This window comes from Cryptosporangium aurantiacum (assembly GCF_900143005.1).
GTDB classification, from domain to species: domain Bacteria; phylum Actinomycetota; class Actinomycetes; order Mycobacteriales; family Cryptosporangiaceae; genus Cryptosporangium; species Cryptosporangium aurantiacum.
Genome location: NZ_FRCS01000021.1, coordinates 84,932 through 101,328 on the forward strand (window position 1 = coordinate 84,932; position 16,397 = coordinate 101,328).

Annotated in this window: 17 protein-coding genes; 10 read left to right on the forward strand and 7 right to left on the reverse strand. The window is 71.4% G+C overall.

The genetic code is table 11. The annotated features are described in order from the left end of the window. The first annotated feature begins 28 nt into the window (after window positions 1-28). The gene (locus BUB75_RS38950) at window positions 29-643 is read left to right on the forward strand and encodes a TetR/AcrR family transcriptional regulator (RefSeq protein ID WP_073264890.1); all 615 of its coding nucleotides are present in this window, start codon (window positions 29-31) and stop codon (window positions 641-643) included. On the opposite strand, the gene BUB75_RS38955 is transcribed toward BUB75_RS38950, so the two are convergent. From BUB75_RS38955 to BUB75_RS38975, 5 genes are all read right to left on the reverse strand, one after another. Continuing rightward, window positions 633-1,277, reverse strand: a complete 645-nt coding sequence (locus BUB75_RS38955) for a response regulator transcription factor (protein WP_073264891.1) — start codon at window positions 1,275-1,277, stop codon at window positions 633-635. The genes BUB75_RS38950 and BUB75_RS38955 overlap by 11 nt on opposite strands. After that, entirely contained in the window at window positions 1,265-2,497 is a 1,233-nt protein-coding gene (locus BUB75_RS38960; protein WP_073264949.1) for a sensor histidine kinase, read from the reverse strand. Before BUB75_RS38960 ends, BUB75_RS38955 begins: the two co-directional genes overlap by 13 nt. 43 nt (window positions 2,498-2,540) lie before the next feature. Beyond that, window positions 2,541-5,051 carry an ABC transporter permease gene (locus tag BUB75_RS38965; protein ID WP_218618042.1) on the reverse strand — a complete coding sequence of 837 codons (2,511 nt, stop codon included), beginning with the start codon at window positions 5,049-5,051 and terminating at the stop codon, window positions 2,541-2,543. Next, window positions 5,051-5,794, reverse strand: a complete 744-nt coding sequence (locus tag BUB75_RS38970) for an ABC transporter ATP-binding protein (RefSeq protein WP_073264893.1) — start codon at window positions 5,792-5,794, stop codon at window positions 5,051-5,053. The genes BUB75_RS38965 and BUB75_RS38970 overlap by 1 nt, the downstream gene beginning before the upstream one ends. A 71-nt stretch (window positions 5,795-5,865) precedes the next feature. Beyond that, window positions 5,866-6,594, reverse strand: coding sequence for a TetR/AcrR family transcriptional regulator (locus BUB75_RS38975; RefSeq protein WP_073264894.1), 729 nt, complete (start codon window positions 6,592-6,594; stop codon window positions 5,866-5,868). Window positions 6,595-6,681: 87 nt separating this feature from the next. Between BUB75_RS38975 and BUB75_RS38980 the strand changes: the two genes are divergently transcribed. From BUB75_RS38980 to BUB75_RS38990, 3 genes are read left to right on the forward strand one after another with little or no spacing between them, the layout of a single operon-like run. After that, the gene (locus BUB75_RS38980; RefSeq protein WP_073264895.1) at window positions 6,682-7,686 is read left to right on the forward strand and encodes an alpha/beta fold hydrolase; all 1,005 of its coding nucleotides are present in this window, start codon (window positions 6,682-6,684) and stop codon (window positions 7,684-7,686) included. Window positions 7,687-7,696: 10 nt separating this feature from the next. Beyond that, entirely contained in the window at window positions 7,697-7,918 is a 222-nt protein-coding gene (locus tag BUB75_RS38985) for a hypothetical protein (RefSeq protein WP_073264896.1), read from the forward strand. A 10-nt stretch (window positions 7,919-7,928) separates the two neighbouring features. Continuing rightward, a complete protein-coding gene (locus BUB75_RS38990) occupies window positions 7,929-8,435 on the forward strand; it encodes a Clp protease N-terminal domain-containing protein (RefSeq protein WP_073264897.1) in 507 nt (168 codons plus the stop codon). Here the strand turns inward: BUB75_RS38990 and BUB75_RS38995 are convergent. Together BUB75_RS38995 and BUB75_RS39000 are read right to left on the reverse strand one after the other, a co-directional pair. Beyond that, window positions 8,422-9,843, reverse strand: coding sequence for an MFS transporter (locus BUB75_RS38995; protein WP_073264898.1), 1,422 nt, complete (start codon window positions 9,841-9,843; stop codon window positions 8,422-8,424). The genes BUB75_RS38990 and BUB75_RS38995 overlap by 14 nt on opposite strands. A gap of 65 nt (window positions 9,844-9,908) precedes the next feature. After that, a complete protein-coding gene (locus BUB75_RS39000; protein ID WP_073264899.1) occupies window positions 9,909-10,826 on the reverse strand; it encodes a TauD/TfdA dioxygenase family protein in 918 nt (305 codons plus the stop codon). 327 nt (window positions 10,827-11,153) lie between these two features. Here BUB75_RS39000 and BUB75_RS39005 point away from each other — a divergent pair, with 327 nt between their 5' ends. From BUB75_RS39005 to BUB75_RS39030, 6 genes are all read left to right on the forward strand, one after another. Beyond that, window positions 11,154-11,996 (forward strand): ABC transporter ATP-binding protein, encoded by an 843-nt coding sequence (locus tag BUB75_RS39005; protein WP_073264900.1) that lies wholly within the window; start codon window positions 11,154-11,156, stop codon window positions 11,994-11,996. Further along, complete coding sequence (locus BUB75_RS39010; RefSeq protein ID WP_218618043.1) at window positions 11,993-12,856, forward strand: ABC transporter permease; 864 nt, start codon at window positions 11,993-11,995, stop codon at window positions 12,854-12,856. Before BUB75_RS39005 ends, BUB75_RS39010 begins: the two co-directional genes overlap by 4 nt. Window positions 12,857-12,876: 20 nt before the next feature. After that, window positions 12,877-13,929 (forward strand): ABC transporter substrate-binding protein, encoded by a 1,053-nt coding sequence (locus tag BUB75_RS39015; RefSeq protein WP_073264901.1) that lies wholly within the window; start codon window positions 12,877-12,879, stop codon window positions 13,927-13,929. Window positions 13,930-13,992: 63 nt separating this feature from the next. After that, window positions 13,993-14,361 carry a MerR family transcriptional regulator gene (locus BUB75_RS39020; RefSeq protein WP_073264904.1) on the forward strand — a complete coding sequence of 123 codons (369 nt, stop codon included), beginning with the start codon at window positions 13,993-13,995 and terminating at the stop codon, window positions 14,359-14,361. Between the two features lie 76 nt (window positions 14,362-14,437). Then, on the forward strand, window positions 14,438-15,400 hold the full coding sequence (locus BUB75_RS39025; RefSeq protein WP_073264913.1) for a zinc-binding dehydrogenase: 963 nt from the start codon (window positions 14,438-14,440) through the stop codon (window positions 15,398-15,400). 44 nt (window positions 15,401-15,444) lie between these two features. Further along, window positions 15,445-16,227, forward strand: coding sequence for an MBL fold metallo-hydrolase (locus BUB75_RS39030; RefSeq protein ID WP_073264914.1), 783 nt, complete (start codon window positions 15,445-15,447; stop codon window positions 16,225-16,227). The last annotated feature ends 170 nt before the right edge of the window (window positions 16,228-16,397 follow it).

Here is a 16,397-nt window from a genome sequence, read left to right on the forward strand (position 1 = left end):
GTAACGACGTTATGCTAGGTTCGACGTCATGGCAAGACCGAGAAACCGGGACTACGTCGAGCTGCGACACGAGCTCGTCGACGCGGGCGGCAGGCTCCTGGCCGCCGAAGGGCCTTCCGCGCTGAGCACCCGCCGCGTCGCCCAGCAGGCAGGCGTCTCCACGACCGCGGTGTACAGCCTCTTCGGCGACAAGGCAGGCCTGGTCCGGGAGATGTTCCTGGCCGGATTCGAACGTCTCGGCGAAGCGTTCGCGGCGGTTCCCCGCACCGACGACGCCCTCGGCGATCTGCTCGCGCTCGGGCGGGCCTACCGCACCAGCGCACTGACCAACCCGCACCTCTACGAGCTGATGTTCGGGCGGCCGGTTCCTGAGTTCCGCCCCGACGCCGAGACCGGCGCGCTGATCCAGCCGACGTTCGACACGCTGGTCGCGGCCGTCGTCCGCTGCGTGAACGAGGGCGTCTTCGAGCCGGCCGAGCCCCTCGACCTCGCCGTTCGCATCAACGCCCTCGCCCACGGCCTGTGCAGCCTGGAACTGCGCGGCGCGCTGGGCGGCGCCGACGAGGCCCGTCGCCACTGGGACGGCGCGTTCGACGCGCTGCTACGGGGCCTCGCCCCCCGCCCGGCCGCCGCTACTGGTTGAGGTAGGCCAACACCGCGCGGACGCGACGGTGGCTGTCGTCGGCGGGCGGCAGCTCCAGCTTCGCGAAGATGTTCGTGATGTGCTTCTCCACCGACACCGGCGCCAGCACCAGCGACGCGCAGATCGCGGAGTTCGACAACCCCTGCGCCATCAGGCCGAGGACCTCGCGCTCCCGTGGCGTCAGCGCCTCGAGCCCGGTGCGGCGGCCGTTCCGGGCGAAGAGCTGCCGCACGACCTCGGGGTCCATGACGATGCCGCCCGCGGCGACCCGCTCGATCGCGTCGAGGAAGTCGTCCAGCGCCGTGACGCGGTCCTTGAGCAGGTAACCGACGCCTCCGTTGCCGTCGGCGAGCAGCTCCGCGGCGTACGCGCGCTCGACGTACTGGGACAGGATCAGCACGCGGATGCCCGGGTCGGAGGCGCGGAGCTGGAGCGCGGCCCGGAGCCCCTCGTCGCGGAAGCCGGGCGGCAGGCGGACATCGACGATCGAGAGGTCCGGCTGGTGGTCGGTGACGGCGTCGAGCAGCGCGGGTGCGTTGTCGACCGCGGCGACGACCGTGTGGCCGGTGTCGGTCAGCAACCGCACGACGCCGTCGCGCAGCAGGAGCAGGTCTTCGGCGATCACGATTCGCATGGCAACTCCGTGTGCAGGACGGTCGGGCCGCCGGGGGGACTGGTGACGGTGAGCACGCCGTCGAGGGCCTCCACCCGGCGGCGCAGCCCGTCGAGCCCGCTGCCCTGCGGATCGGCACCACCGTTGCCGTCGTCGGTGATCGTGATCCGGAGGACGTTCCGGTCTCGGGCCAGCTCGACGGTGCAGGTGTCCGCGTCGGCGTGTTTCGCCGCGTTGGCCAGCCCCTCGGCGACGACGAAGTACGCGGCGGACTCCACCGCGGCCGGATAGCGGGCGTCGGGGTCGCCGCGCAGCTCGACGCTGAGCGGGCTGTCGGCGGCCAGCGCGGCGAGGGCGGCGTGCAGGCCGCGGTCGGTGAGGATCGGCGGGTGGATTCCCCGGACCAAGCGGCGTAGTTCGGCTTGTGCGTCGTCGAGTTGGCGGCGGGCCAGCTCGATACGGTCGGCGAGGTCGGGATCGGCTGTTGCGCTGGTGCGGGCTCGGCGGGCGGCGAGTGCCAGCGTCATCCCGGCCGCGACGATGCGGGCTTGAGCGCCGTCGTGCAGGTCTCGTTCGATCCGGCGCAGTTCGGCGGCCTGCGCGTCCACGACTCGCGCCCGGGTCGACGCCAGGCGTGCGGTCTCCTGCACCAGCCGGACGTGGAGCCCCGGCGCGAGCAGCACCCGCGCCAGCGTGGCCTGCCACCGGGCGAGCGTCCGGACCAGCCAGACCGCGACCGGCAGCAGCGCCAGACCGATGAACGTGAGACCGATTCGCCCCGGCGTTGTGGTCATCAGCGGCTTCATCGGCCACGGGGCGTGCGGGTTCGGCACCGCCCAGGCCCAGATGGGCGCGAGGATCGCCCCCAGGTCGACGGCGGCGACCACGACGCCCGCGACACCGAACGTCAGCCCGAGCGGGAACAGCGTCACCAGCCAAGCCAGGTCCCGCCAGGTGGCCGGCTGCGCCGCCGTTCCGGCAACGCGTTCCCGGAGGGTCCCGCTCACCGGCGTGTACGGCGGGTCGATGGGTTGCCCCAGGACCCATCCGGCGCGACGGCGTTCGAGCGCGGCCAGGCGGCGGGTGACCCACGCGGCACCGAGAAACGCCGGGCCACCGAGTTGGGTCACCATCAGCAGCGTGACCAGCAGGCCGGACGCGAGCGTCCAAGCGGCGCCGACGGCTCCGGCGACGATGCTGCTGACCAGGTATGCCAGCGCCCGCGCCACCGTTTTGACCATCGCCAGGATGGTAGACCGCACGGCGCGGGCGACGGTGAGCACGTCAGCGCGTCCGGGTGCGCAGGACCAGGCGGGTGGGCAGCGTCCCGGCCGCCAGCCCGAGAGCGGCGATGCCGCCGAGCAGGCCCAGGTAGATGCTGACGTCCGGGACGAGGCGGAAGATCCCGTCCTGCGCGGTGCTGAACGCGCCGACCACGATCGTGGTGACCGCCGCACCGAGGCAGAGCCCGATGCCAACGGTGATCGCGGCCTCCCGAGCCGTCATGCCCTGCACCTGGCCGGTGGTCGCGCCGGCCAGCCACAGGTCGGTGTACTCCCTGCGGCGTGCGGTCGCGGCGATCGCGAACGTGTTGACGACCGCGATCGCGGTGAAGCCGAGCGAGATGACGACCATCAGCTCCCAGGCCCCCTGCTGGTTCTGGGCGTCGGCGGCGCGGGCGGCGTCGAGCGAGGGGGTGATCCGCAGCGTCGGCCACTGAGCCCGGATCTGCTCCGGGACCTCACCCGAGTAGCGCAGCGACACCGTGCTGACCAGGCCCCGAGGATCGTGCGCGGCCACCAGCGTCGCGGGCAGCGCCAGGTCGCCGAATCCACGGGCCCGCTCGTACACCGCAGCCAGCCGCAGCGTCACCTGGTGTCCGTCGGCGAGCCAGAGCTCGACGTCCTCACCGACGTGCCAGCCGGACAGCTCGGTGAGATAGCGGCTCGCGGCGAACGTGCCGTCCCCGGCCAGGGCGCCGTCGCGGACGTCGAGATCGAGGACGCTGTCCCGACCGGTCGTCAGGAGGCCCTGCGCGACGTAGTCCTCGGGCTTGCCGCCCTTCGCGACGATCACGCGGGTGGGCACGGTCGCCGCGGTGCCGGTGACTCCGGACAGGCGGCTCAGCGCTTCCGCGGTGGCCAGCGGCAGGCCGGTCGGCGCGGTGACCTGCGCGTCGGCCGCCGCGAACCGGGCGCGCTGCTCGTCAGCCGTGATCCGGGCGAGTAACGAGCTATTCAGCAGCATCGGCGCGTTGATCGCGAACATCAGCGCCAGCGGGACCGCGACCGCTGCCACCCGCCTGCTCTCCACCCGGGTCACGGTGCCCGCCAGCCGACCGGTGACTCCGCCGAGCGTGGCCAGCCGGCCGAACACCGCGGTGAGCGGCCGCACCACCAGCGGGCCGAGCGCGGCGACCGCACACAGCAGCAGGGCCGAGGACACGAAGCTCATCCCCATGCCGAACGGGCCACCGAGCGGCACGAACGTCAGGACCGCGACCCCGCCGGCTGCGGTGATCACCGCGAGCACCCCGCGGACGGCGTTACCCCCGCGCGGCGTGGCCGCGGTCTCCGACAGCGCCTGGGTCGGCGCGATGCGCACGGCCCGGCGACTCGCGACCCGGGCGGCGACGAACGTCACCAGCGTGCCCGCGGCGGCGGCTGCGAGCAGGACGACCACGTTCGTGGTGACCGTGAACTGGGCGGGCACGGCGTCGAGCGTCCGGAACCGGGCGGCGACGACGTGCGCGACGACGACGCCCAGCGGCAGCGCCGGAACCGCGGCGATCAGCCCGAGGACGACGCTCTCCCGGCCGAGCAACCGGCGGAGCTGCCCCGGCGTGGCGCCGACGGTGCGCAGCAACGCGAGTTCCCGCAGCCGCTGCCGCACGCTCAGCGCCACGGTGCCGGTCAGCACGAAAACCGCGGCGAACGCGGTGATGCCGATCGTGAAGCCGAAGATCGAGATCGGACCGATGTAATCCGGCATCGCGCCGGGCAGATCGGCGCGCACCCGGTCGTCGCCGGTCAGTACCGGTGCGTCGCCTGCCGCATCGCGGACCGCCTCGAGCACGTCGGCGCCGGGGGAGGGCACGATCCCGATCGCCGTCGGCAGATCGGTGCCGGCGATCGCGGCGACCTCGCGGTCGGCGACGAACACCGCGCCCTGCGCGGCCAGTGAATCCCGGCCGGACGGAGCAGCGATGCCGACGACGCGCAGCGTGCGTTCGCCGGTCCTCGTCGTGACGCGCACGGTGCTGCCGATCGACAGCTCGCCTGCGGCGGCGAGGTTCGCGTCGACGACGACGTCACCCGTCGACGGCGCTCGGCCTTCGCGCAGCGTGAACGGGGTGAGCGCGGCCGAACTCCACCCGTGTCCGATCACCGGAGCGTCCTGAGCGCCGCGCACCGGTCGGCCCGCTTCGGTCGAGAGAACCATCGGGAACGCGGTGTCCCCGATCGTCTTCGACACGCCCGGCAGGGCCGCGAGTCGCTGCCGCAGATCGGCCGGGAGCGTCCCGGCGCCGGTCAGCCGCTCGGTCTTCGTCTTCGTCTTGACCTTGTCCGGCTTCCCCTCCTTCTCCTTCCGCGTGGTGGTGGTCAGGCTCACCTCCCGGTCGCCCGAGACGACGATCGGCGCGGCGGCAAACCGGTTGGCCGGTGGCTTCGCGGTCAGCACCGAGGACAGCAGCAGACCGGCGCCGGCGAGTAGTGCGGTGGCGAGCACCGCGGCGAGGAACGTCCCGACATAGGAACCGCGGTGCTGACGGAGGATGCCGATGGCGAGCCGCATCATCGGACGCTCACCGCCATCATCTGCGCGGCGACCTTCTCCGCGGTCGGGTCGGCCAGTTCGGTGACGATGCGGCCGTCGGCCAGGAACACCACCCGGTCCGCCCACGCGGCGGCCGCCGGATCGTGCGTCACCATGACGATCGTGGCGCCGAACGCGTCGACGGCCTCGCGGAGCAGCGCGAGGACCTCGCGGCCGGTCGACAGGTCGAGTGCGCCGGTCGGCTCGTCCGCGAAGATCACCGCGGGCCGGGCAGCCAGCGCCCGGGCCAGCGCGACCCGCTGACGCTGGCCGCCGGACAGCTGAGCGGGGCGGTCCTGCTCGCGTCCGGACAGACCGACGCGTCCGACGACCTCGCGAGCCCAGGCGCGGTCGGGACGCGTACCGGCCAGCCGCTGCGGCAGCAGGATGTTCTCCCAGACCGACAGCGAGTCCAGCAGGTTGTACGACTGGAACACGAACCCGACCGCACGGCGCCGCGCTCGGGTGAGCCGCGGTTCCGACAGCCGCGTGAAGTCCTCGCCGGCCACCGTGACGCGACCGCTGTCCGGCTTGTCGAGCCCGGCCGCGCACTGCAGGAGCGTCGACTTCCCGGAGCCCGACGGGCCCATCACCGCGTTGAACGTCCCCGGTGCGAACGCCACGGACACCCGGTCCAGCGCGCGTACGCCCGCACCCCCGGAATAGCTCTTGGTAACGTCCTCGACCTGTACGACCGGCCCGTCCGACCTCGTGTTTCGCATGTCATCAGCGTCGTGTGCGGGCGGCGCCGAAAACACACGGCGAGCAGGGAAACCGGAGGGTAGGGACAGCCCTACCGTTGCTGACGCTCGATGAGCGCTTGAGCACCGTCGAGGATGCAGGCCACGCCGAACTCAAGCGGGTCGTCGGCCGGAGGGGCGAACGCGCCGGCGGCGATGGCGTCGGTCAGCGCGGGGAACCGATCGGCGTGCCGCGCGAGCAGCTCACCGTTGAGGCGGTTCCACTCTCGCTCGTGCTCCTCGTCGTAGTCGGACGACTGCTGGACGAGGTTGCGGACCAGGCCGACGACCAGCAGGAAGATGCGGTGCTGGTGGGCTGCGGTCAGGCCGCTCGGCCGTAGCGCCGCCAGCGCGGTGTCCATCCAGCCGAGCTGGTTCGGGCCCATCGCCTGGCGGCGCATCGCGGTGGCCGCGAGCAGCCAGGGGTGCTGCTGGAACACCTCCAGGTGCCGGCGGGCCCACTCGGTCACCTGGGCTCGCCAGTCGTCTCCGGCGCCGGACAGGTCCGGCCGCTCCGCGCACACGGCCTCGACCATCAGCTCGACCAGCTCGGCCTTGCTCGGGACGTAGCGGTACAGGGCCATCGCCGAGACGCCGAACGCGGCGGCGACCTTGTTCATCGAGACGGCGTCCAAGCCCTCGGCGTCGGCCACCGCGACAGCGGCCTCGGCGATGCGGCGGGGGTCGAGGCTGGGCTTGGGGCCGCGGGTGGGCTGCTCCTGTTCCCCCCACAGCAGCGCGACGGCTGCCTGCAGGTCACGCGGCTGCGCGCCTCTCGCCATGCGACCTCCTCCTCTTGACTCCCGGACCGGAACTGTTTATACCTTAAAGCGTTCTGTTGAAGCCGTAAACAGTTTAGGAGTTACGCAATGTCTGCGAAGCGTCTACGCATCACCTCTCCGCACGGCATCGACGAATCCGGGTTCGTCCGCATCAGTGGGATCGACCAGTGGATCTCGTTCCGGGGCGACGACCGGCGAAACCCGGTGATCGTCGAGATTCACGGCGGCCCAGGTGCGTCGAACCTGATCTACACGCACCGAACACGCGCCTGGGAGCGGCACTTCACGATCGTGCGCTGGGACATGCGCGGCGCCGGGAAGACGTTCGGGCGCGGTGGGCCGGACGGTCAGGGCGAGATGAGCCTGCGGCAGCTGTACCGGGACGCGTTAGAGGTGATCGACCACGTCCGCGGCGCGCTCGGCGTCGAAAAGGTGCTCTTGGTCGCGAATTCGTTCGGGTCGGTCATCGGCCTGCGGCTGGCGCGTCAGCGCCCCGAGCTCTTCTCGGCCTACGTCGGCACGGACCAGAACATCAACGCCGGCGGACGTGATCACACGGCCTACGACGCGCTGGTCGACCGGCTCACCGCGGCGGGCAAGCGCAAGGCGCTGGCCGCGATCACCGCGATGGGCCCGGACGAGTCGGCGTGGACCACCGAGCAGTGGACGCAGTACAACAAGCACACGGTCGCCTCCGATCCGCTCACCCGAAAGACGCTGCAGACCGTCGTCGTCGGCTCGCTGCTCTTCTCCCCGCTGCACAAGCTCCGCGAGGCGCGCACGTATCTGCAGGCCATGGACTTCTCCGAGCAGGTCGCGCTGGAGTCCGTGACGATCGACGAGTGGGCCGAGGGGACGACGTTCGCGATCCCGTTCTTCGTCTTCCAGGGCGAATTCGACGTGATCACGCCGCCGGAGACCGCGCGGAGTTTCTTCGACGCGGTCACCGCGCCGGTCAAGGACTTCGCGCTGATCCGGGACGCCAGCCACTTCGCGTCGTTCCGCCACCCCGACCAGTTCCTCGACCTGCTGCTCACCAGGGTTCGGCCGGTGCTATCAACCAAGGTTGATGAAAGCGCCTCCATCAACTAAGGTTGATGACGTGGGTGAAGGACAGCAGGTACCGCCGGCGGATCGACCGGCGGAAGCGTTCGCGGCGGTCCTGGCCTTGCGCAGGCTCGCCGCGTCGCTGGAGCGCGCGGCGGTCGATCACGCCCTCGCGCAGGGATGGACGTGGAGTGACATCGGGGCGGCGCTGGGGATGACACCCCAGGCCGCGCACAAGCGGCTCGCGCCGCAGCGTCGCAAGCCCCTCGACGAATAGAAGGAGAACGATGAGTCTGCGCACGAAGTTTGCGGACATGTCCCTGATGAAGACGCTGTTCACGGCCGCGGAGCAGGAGGCGGCCCGCACCGGCGAGGGCCCGCCGGCCGCGGAGCACCTGCTGCTGGCCGCGCTCGCGCTGCCCGACGACTCCGGACGTCGCGCGCTGGGCACGTTCGACCGCACGGCCGACGACGTGCGGAACGCGATCGGTGCGGTGCACGCAGACGCGCTGCGGTCGGTCGGCGTCGAGGCGGGACCGGACGGCCGGGGCTCGGTGAGCACGCCGGCACCGCCGTCCCGCGGGCCGTACCGCAGCACGGGCAGCCTTCAGGTGGCGTTCCAGCGCGCCGTGGAACTGTCCAAGCGCGACGGCGCGAGCGGCATCCGCGCCGCGCACCTGGTGATCGCGGTCGCCGAGCCGGAGCACGGCACGACCGCGCGGGTAATGGAGCATCTCGGCGTGGACCGCGCGGCACTCATCACCGCAGCGAGCGAGGCGCTCACGGCTGGCTGACGGGCGCCACCGGTAAGCGCCGGCCGACCGCTGCGGTGCCGAGGAGTGCCGCAGCGCAGAGCGTGAACGCGAGGAGATACGCCGGAGCACCCGGCTCGCCCGCCGGGCCGGTGATCGCCGCGAGCGTGGTGCCGGCGACCGTGCTTCCGAGCGTGCCGCCGGTCGTCCGCATGACCGTGTTGACGCCGGAGACGACGCCCGCCTGGTCGGCAGGCACCGACTCGACCACCGAGACCGCCACCGCGGCGAACGCCAGACCGATACCCGCCCCCTCGACCAGGATGATCCCGCAGAGCACCAGCGGTCCGCCGGGGCCGCCCGCCCACCCGAACCAGGCCAGAGCCAGGTAGGCGAGGCCGGCGAGCAGGCCTCCGAGCCACAGCGGGAACCGGGTGCCACGAGACCGGGCCAGGCGGCCCACGAACGGCGTGACCAGCAGCGTCCCGGCGGTCGGCACGAGCATGTAGAGGCCGACGCCGGTGAGGTCCGCGCCGAGCCCGATACCGCTGTCCGGCGACTGCTGGAGCATCAGCGGGATCAGCATCCAGGCACTGAACATGCCGTACCCGAGCAGCACGGTCGCCAGGTTGGTGACCCGCACTGCCGGCAGCCGGAGCGTCCGCAAATCGAGCAGCGGATGACGAGAGGTCGACTCGACCCGCCACCAGATCCCGGCAACCACCGCCGCACCGACCGCGAGCGGCAGCGTGGGCAGCGCGCCGGGCAAGTACGTGATCGCGAGCAGAAGGAGGGTCAACCATCCGGAGAGCAACCCCGCGCTGACCCAGCCGACCGGAGGTCGGTGTCCGGCGCGGACGCCGTCCTCACCCGGCACCGCGATCAACGCGGCCAGGGCGGCCGCCGCCGTGACCAGCGCGGGCAGCCAGAACAGCCAGTGGTAGTCGAGCAGCGTCACGATCGGTCCGGCGACGACGGTGCCGAGCGCGCCGCCGGCGCTGAGCACCGCCGAGATCGCGGCGACGACCGCCGTGCGCCGATTCGGCCGGAACTCGTCCCGGACCATCGCGAACGCCAGCGGAAAGACGGCGCCGCCCGCGCCCTGCACGACGCGGCCCGCCAGCATCACCGCGAGCGTGTCGGCGAGCGCCGAGACGCCAGCGCCGAGGCAGAGCGCGACGAGTGCGCCGACCAACGCCCGCTTCTTGCCGTAGAGGTCGCCCAGCCGTCCGATCACCGGCGTGAGGATCGACGCGCTGAGCAGGTAGGCGGTGAGGATCCACGCGGTGCCGTTCGGGGTGGTGCCGAGCGCATCCTCCAGGACGCCGAGCGCGGGCACGACCAGCGACTGCAGCACCGAGTATCCGCCGGTCGCCACGCACAACACCACCGCCAGCACGGTCTCCGACCGGCGCGCCCGGACGGGAGCGGTCGTCGCGAACGGCGTCACAGAGCTCGCTTTCCTACGAAGGCGGACCGGGCCGGTGTCGGCCCGGTCCGTGGAGCAGGCCTTTGTCAGCCGGTCACGGCCAGCGCCGGTTCGGCGACCGGCGTGTAGTGCGACGCGTCGTCGCCGGAGATCCGGTAGCTCGATCGACCGTCCACACCGACCGGGACGTCGCCCGCCACGGTCACCCGGTGCAGCGTGCGGGGCAGGTCGCCGTAGTCGTCCGGCGCGTAGTGCTGGGTGGCGCGGTTGTCGAAGACGACCAGGTCACCGGGCGCCCACCGCCACCGGACCGTGTTCTCCGGACGGGTCACGTACGTCTGGAGCAGGCGCAGGATGTCGCGGGAATCGGTGCCCGACAGCCCGATCAGACGCTGTGCGAACCCGCCGATGAACAGCCCTCGTTCGCCGGTCTCCGGGTGCACACGAACCACCGGGTGCGCCGTCTCCCAGGTCTTGGACGTGAACTCCTTGCGGTACTCGTCGGCGGCGTCGGTGTTGAACTGCGGCTGGATGTAGTCGTAGTCGTTGGTGTGCACCGCCCACAGCTGGTCGGCGAGGTGGCGGAGCGGCTCGGGAAGGTCCCGGTAGGCGGTCTGCGAGTTCGCGATCACGGTGTCGCCGCCGTACGGCGGTACGACCAGGCTCCGCAGTGAGGTGATCTTCGGCGGGCTCACCACGAACGTCACGTCGGTGTGCCAGTTGTTCGACCGCACGCCCTCCTCGCCGCTGACCTCGAGGACGTTGGCCTCACCCTCGGCGGAGTGCACGGTCGGGTGCGCGGTGGTCAGCGGACCGAAGCGGGAGAGGAAGCGCTGCTGGCTCCGGTCGTCCAGCTGTTGGCCGCGGAAGAACAGCACCTTGTGCTCGAGGAGCGCGGCGTTGATCTCGGGGAAGACGTCGTCGGACGGCTCGGTGAGGTCGACGCCGACCACTTCCGCACCGATCCGGCCACCGACCCGGCGGACGTCCAGGTTCTTGGTCATCGGTCAATCCTTTCCACGACTCGAGCGGACCGCTCGGCCCGCAACGGTCACAGACGCCCGGGGCCATGTCTAGACCGATGGCGAAGCTGTAACAGCAGCTCAGGCAAATTCTCTACTTTTCCGATCGGTTTTGTTTCAGCTTCGCGAAGAACCTTGCCCGGACGGCGGTGCCGGTGCTTTCGTCCGAGGGCTCCCGGCGCCCCCGACCCCGGATCGAGGACATCCCATGACCGTGCGCCCCGTCCACCTCCTCCGCTCCGCTCCTCGGTCGCTAGGACTCCCCACGATGCTCCCCTCTTCATGGGACTACACAGTGGAGGCGGCCTCATGACCCCTAACACGCCGACGACCGACCCGCCCGCCGACGCCCGCCCCGCGGGCGCGGCGGTCGAGATCCGCGGGGTCGGGAAGAGCTTCCGCGGACGCCGCCGGACCAAGGCCGACCGCGCCGCGCTCCACGACGTCGACCTGCGGATCGAGCCCGGAGAGTTCGTCTCGCTGCTCGGCCCGTCCGGCTGCGGAAAGTCGACGCTGCTCAACATCCTGGCCGGGTTCCTGCCCGCGGACAGCGGCTCGGTCGCGGTCGACGGCAAGGACGTCACCGGCCCCGGTGCCGACCGGGGTGTGCTGTTCCAGAGCCCGATGCTGTTCCCCTGGCTGACCACCTGGGACAACGTCCTCTACGGGCCGCGCGCCCGGCGGCGTCCGAAGGCCGAGGCCGCCGCCGAGGCGGAGAACCTGCTGCACACCGTCGGGCTGGCCGACTTCCGCGACGCCTACCCGCACGAGCTGTCCGGCGGTATGCGGCACCGCGCCGCGTTCGCCCGCGTCCTGATCAACAAACCCCGGCTCCTGCTGATGGACGAGCCGTTCGGTGCGCTGGACGCGATCACCAGGGCGTCGATGCAGCGGTTCCTGCTGGACCTGTGGCAGCAGCACCCGACGACGATCGTCTTCGTCACCCACGACGTCGAGGAAGCCGCGTTGCTCTCTGACCGGGTGCACGTGATGTCCGGCGGACCGGGCCGGATCAAGGCGTCGATCGACGTCGACCTGCCTCGGCCGCGCAGCGTCGAGGACACCGAGACGCTGGAGTTCCTGACGCTCAAGCGGCGCATCCGCGAGGAACTCGATGCGACGCTGCCCAGCCTGACGGAGGTGGCCTCGTGACCGCCGTGACCGAAGCGCTCCTGGAGACCCCGGCGGGGCCGCCGCTCGCCGAGCCGGGCACCGCACTGACCGAGCAGCGACGATCCGCACGACGCCAGAAGCTGACCCGCCTCGCGGTGGGGCTGGCCGGCCTGATCGGCGTCGCGGTCGTCTGGCAGATCGCCGCGCTCGTCATCAACGACCCGGTCACGCTGCCGACCGTCACCGCCACCCTCGCCGACCTGGTCAAGTACCTCGGCACGCCGTACCCGACGGCCAGCGAGACACTGATCGGGCACTCGCTGGCCAGCCTCCAGCGGGTCGGCCTGGGCTTCGCGTTCGGAACGGCCATCGGGGTGGCGCTCGGGTCGGCGATGGCGTCGAACCGGGCACTGCGCTACCTGATCGACCCGGTGCTGGGCGTCCTCCGACCCGTACCACCGCTCGCGTTCATCCCGCTGTTCGTCGTGTGGCTCGGGATCGAGGAGACCGCCAAGGTCGCGCTGATCACGCTGGGTGTCGCGCCGATGGTGACGATCGCGACGCTCGGTGCGCTGGACGCCGTCCCGCGCGAACTGGAGCAGGCGAGCCGGGCGTTGGGGGCGGGGACGCTCCGCACGCTCGCGCTGGTGCGGCTACGAGCCGCGTTGCCGGGCCTGATCGTCGGCGCGCGGCTGGCGCTCGGTGGCGCGTGGTCGGCGATCATCGCCGCCGAACTGGTCGGCGCGACCGAGGGCGTCGGCTTCGTGACGCTGCAGGCAGGCAACTACCTGCAGACCACGCTCGTGCTCTCCGGAATCGTGCTGATCGCTCTGCTCGGGCTCGCCACCGACGGCCTGTTGCGGCTCGCGCTGCGCTTCGCCGACCCCTCCACTCGCTGAAACCCCCATTGGAGTCCTCTGTGTCCTCATCCCGTAGACGTCGCGCCCTGGTGGCCGCGCTCCTCGCCCCGGTTCTGGCGCTCACCGCCGCCTGCGGTTCGGGCGACACGGCGAGCGCCGGCGACAAGCCGACCTTGAAGTTCGCGTACTTCAAGGGGGCCGTGGCCGGCCCCGAGTCGGTCATCGCTGCCAACCCGGAGCTGGCCGCCAAGCTGCCGGTGACCCTGAAACTCGTCCCGATCGACAGCGGCGTCGCCGGAATCACGCAGCTCAAGGGTGGTGCGTTCCCCGGTATCTCCGGGGTCGGCAACCCGCCCGCGGTGGCCGGGATCGGCAACGGCACGACGATCGACGTCGTCTTCGTCGAGAGCTTGGACTCCGCGGGCCTGGTGGTCGACGACACGATCAAGTCCGACGCCGACTTCGAGGGGCAGAAGATCGGCGCGCTGATCGGCTCGACGCTCGACTTCGAGTTGCGAGGCTGGCTCAAGACCAAAGGGCTGACCGACAAGGTCGAGGTCGTCGGCTTCCAGAGCGAAGCCGCGATCGCCGCCGCCTACAAGTCCGGGCGCGTCCACGCCGCGTACGTCAGCCAGGGCCACCTGCTCGACCTGAAGAAGCACGGCGGACGGGTCGTGGTCACCGCCGCGGAGATCGCGAAGCTCGGGTACGCCGCGCTGGGCCTGCTGGTCGTCGAGCACTCCTACTCGCAGCAGCACCCCGAGGTCGTCCAGGCGCTGGTCTGCCAGGTGAAGGCCGCCCAGAACCACCTGACCGGCCCGGACGCGGCGAAGTACATCACTCCGGCCGCGGGCATCCTCGGCGTGAAACCCGCGGACGCGATCGCCGGGACCAAGGGCTACCCGTACGTCCCGGACAGTGAGCAACTCGGCTGGTTCAAGGGGCCGGACGGCACCGTGGAGTCCGGACGGCTCGTGGAGAACTTCACGCTCACCGCGGAGTTCCTGGTGACCCAGGACCGGCTCAAGGCCGTGCCGGCCAAGGCCGACCTCGCGGCGCGCATCGATCCGACGTACGTCGAGAAGGCCTTCCAGCCCAACGGCTGCCCCTGACCGACGCGTGGTCCCCTCCCTCGACGTCGAGTTACGTTCGACGTCGAGGGAAAGGGGCACCGCGTGAAGATCGGCGAACTGTCGCAGGCGACCGGGGTCAGCGTCCGAGCGCTGCGGCACTACGAGGCGGAAGGCCTGATCGAGTCGGGCCGCTGCAGCAACGGCTACCGGGTGTTCGACGAGCGTGCGCCGGAACGCGTCCGGCAGATCCGCGGCCTGCTCGACAACGGGCTACCCACCAGGCTGATCCGGGAGGTCCTGCCCTACCTCGACGAACCGTCGGAGCTGTTGCCGGAGGTTCCGTGCGACTACCTGATCGAAGAGGTCGCGCGGCAGCGGGTGCACCTCGACCAGCGGATCAGCCACCTGACGCGGAATCGCGACGCGCTCGACGCCTATTTGTCGGCGGCACGTACGGCGGCTCGCGCTTGACACGTACCTCTCGGCCGCACGCCCGGCGGCCCGCGCTTGACCCTGCCGTAAGCGGCAGGGTTTTAGCGTCCGGTCCATGCGAGCACTGCAGCAGGTTTCCCTCGACGGCCCGCGCGACCTGCGCCTGATCACCGATGCGCCGGTACCGGTGCCCGGCCCGGATGAAATCCTGATCCGGGTCGGCGCCGCGGGCGTCAACTTCGCCGACGTCATGCAGACCCGCGGCACCTACGTGGACGGTCCGCAGGCGCCGTACCTGGCGGGTTTCGAGGCGGCCGGGGAGGTCGTAGCGCTGGGCGAGGGGGTCGGCGAACCGACGATCGGTACGCACGTGGTCGGGACCGGCTACGGGGCGTTCGCCGAGTACGCGGTACTACCCGCCGCCGGTACGCTGCCGGTTCCCCCAGGCTGGTCGGACGAGCAGGCGCTGGGCCTGGTCCTCAACTGGGCGACGGCGCTGGCTGCACTCCGGCCGCTGGGTCGTCTCACCGCAGGCGAGACCGTGCTGATCCACGCAGCCGCCGGTGGCGTCGGCCAGGCCGCGACGACGCTGGCCAGGCATTATGGGGCGACGGTGATCGGGGTGGCCTCGCCCGGCAAGCACCACGCGGTGCGGGCCGACCACGTGCTCGACCACCGGAGCACCGACCTTGTCGCCGAGGTCGCCCGGCTGACCGGCGGCGCAGGCGTCGACCTGGTGCTCGAATCGGTCGGCGGTGACCTCTTCCGCGCCGCGTTGGCGTCGGCGAAGCGCATCACGGGCCGGGTGGTCGTCTACGGCATGGCGGCAGGCGGGGCGTCGGTGAGCAACCGGGAGCTGAACTTCGTCCACCCGGTGCAGGTCATGGGCCTGCACATCGGGGTGCTGAGCCGGACGGCGCTCTTCGCGGAGTTGCTGAGCGAGCTCGACGCGCTCCGCGAGGCAGGGGTGCTCCGGCCTGGACGGCCCACCGTGTACGACCTGGCAGACGGACCAAAGGTCCTCGCCGAGATGGAGGCCAGTTCCACGATCGGCAAGCTCGCCCTCCGCCCCTGCTGAGCACCCCCACAATGAAGCCTCACCCTCGACGGGAGGCACGTTTCATGAAGGTGACCCATCTCGGTGGTCCGACCGCGTTGGTCGAGGTCGCCGGCTGGAGGATCCTCACCGATCCGACGTTCGACCCGCCCGGACGCCGGTACACGTTCGGTTGGGGCACGGCGTCGCGGAAGGTGGCCGGGCCGGCGTTACCGGCGACGGATCTCGGCGACATCGACGTGGTGCTGCTCAGCCACGACCACCACGCCGACAACCTCGACGACGCGGGGCGGGCCGTGCTGCCGTCCGCCGGTGCGGTGGTCACTACGAAGAGCGGAGCGCGCCGGCTGGGCGCGGAGAACGTCCGTGGCCTGCTGCCCTGGGCGTCCACCGTGCTCGAAGCTCCGGGCAAGCCGAGCCTGAACGTGACCGCGACCCCCTGCCGGCACGGTCCGCCGCTGAGCCGCCCGATCGTCGGAGACGTGGTCGGGTTCGCGCTCACCTGGGAAGGCGGGCCGGACGGGCAGTTCTGGATGACCGGCGACACCGTGCTCTACCCGGAGGTGCGGGCGGTCCCGGAGCGGATCGACGTCGACACGATGCTGCTCCACCTGGGCGCCGTCCAGTTCGGGATCACCGGGCCGCTGCGTTATTCGATGACCGGCGAGGAGGGCATCCGGCTGATCGAGCTGGCGCAGCCGCGGATCGCGGTGCCCGTGCACTTCGAGGGTTGGAGCCACTTCCACGAGCCCCAGGACCACTTGCGGGCCACGTTCGACGCCGCGTCCGACGACGTCCGGAGCCGTGTTCGGTGGCTGGAGCCGGGGGTGCCGACCGACCTGGCTTAGTGCCTCTTCACGTGAAGCGGCCGGGGAGCCCGTTGGGGCTTCCCGGCCGTTTGTTTGTGTTGGGGGGTTCGGCTCAGTAGCCGTAGTCCCAGCAGTAGTCACGCTTCTTGTGGTGGCGGCGACGGCGGCGCGGCTTGTAGCAGTCGTTGTAGTCGTAGTCGTTGCAGTGG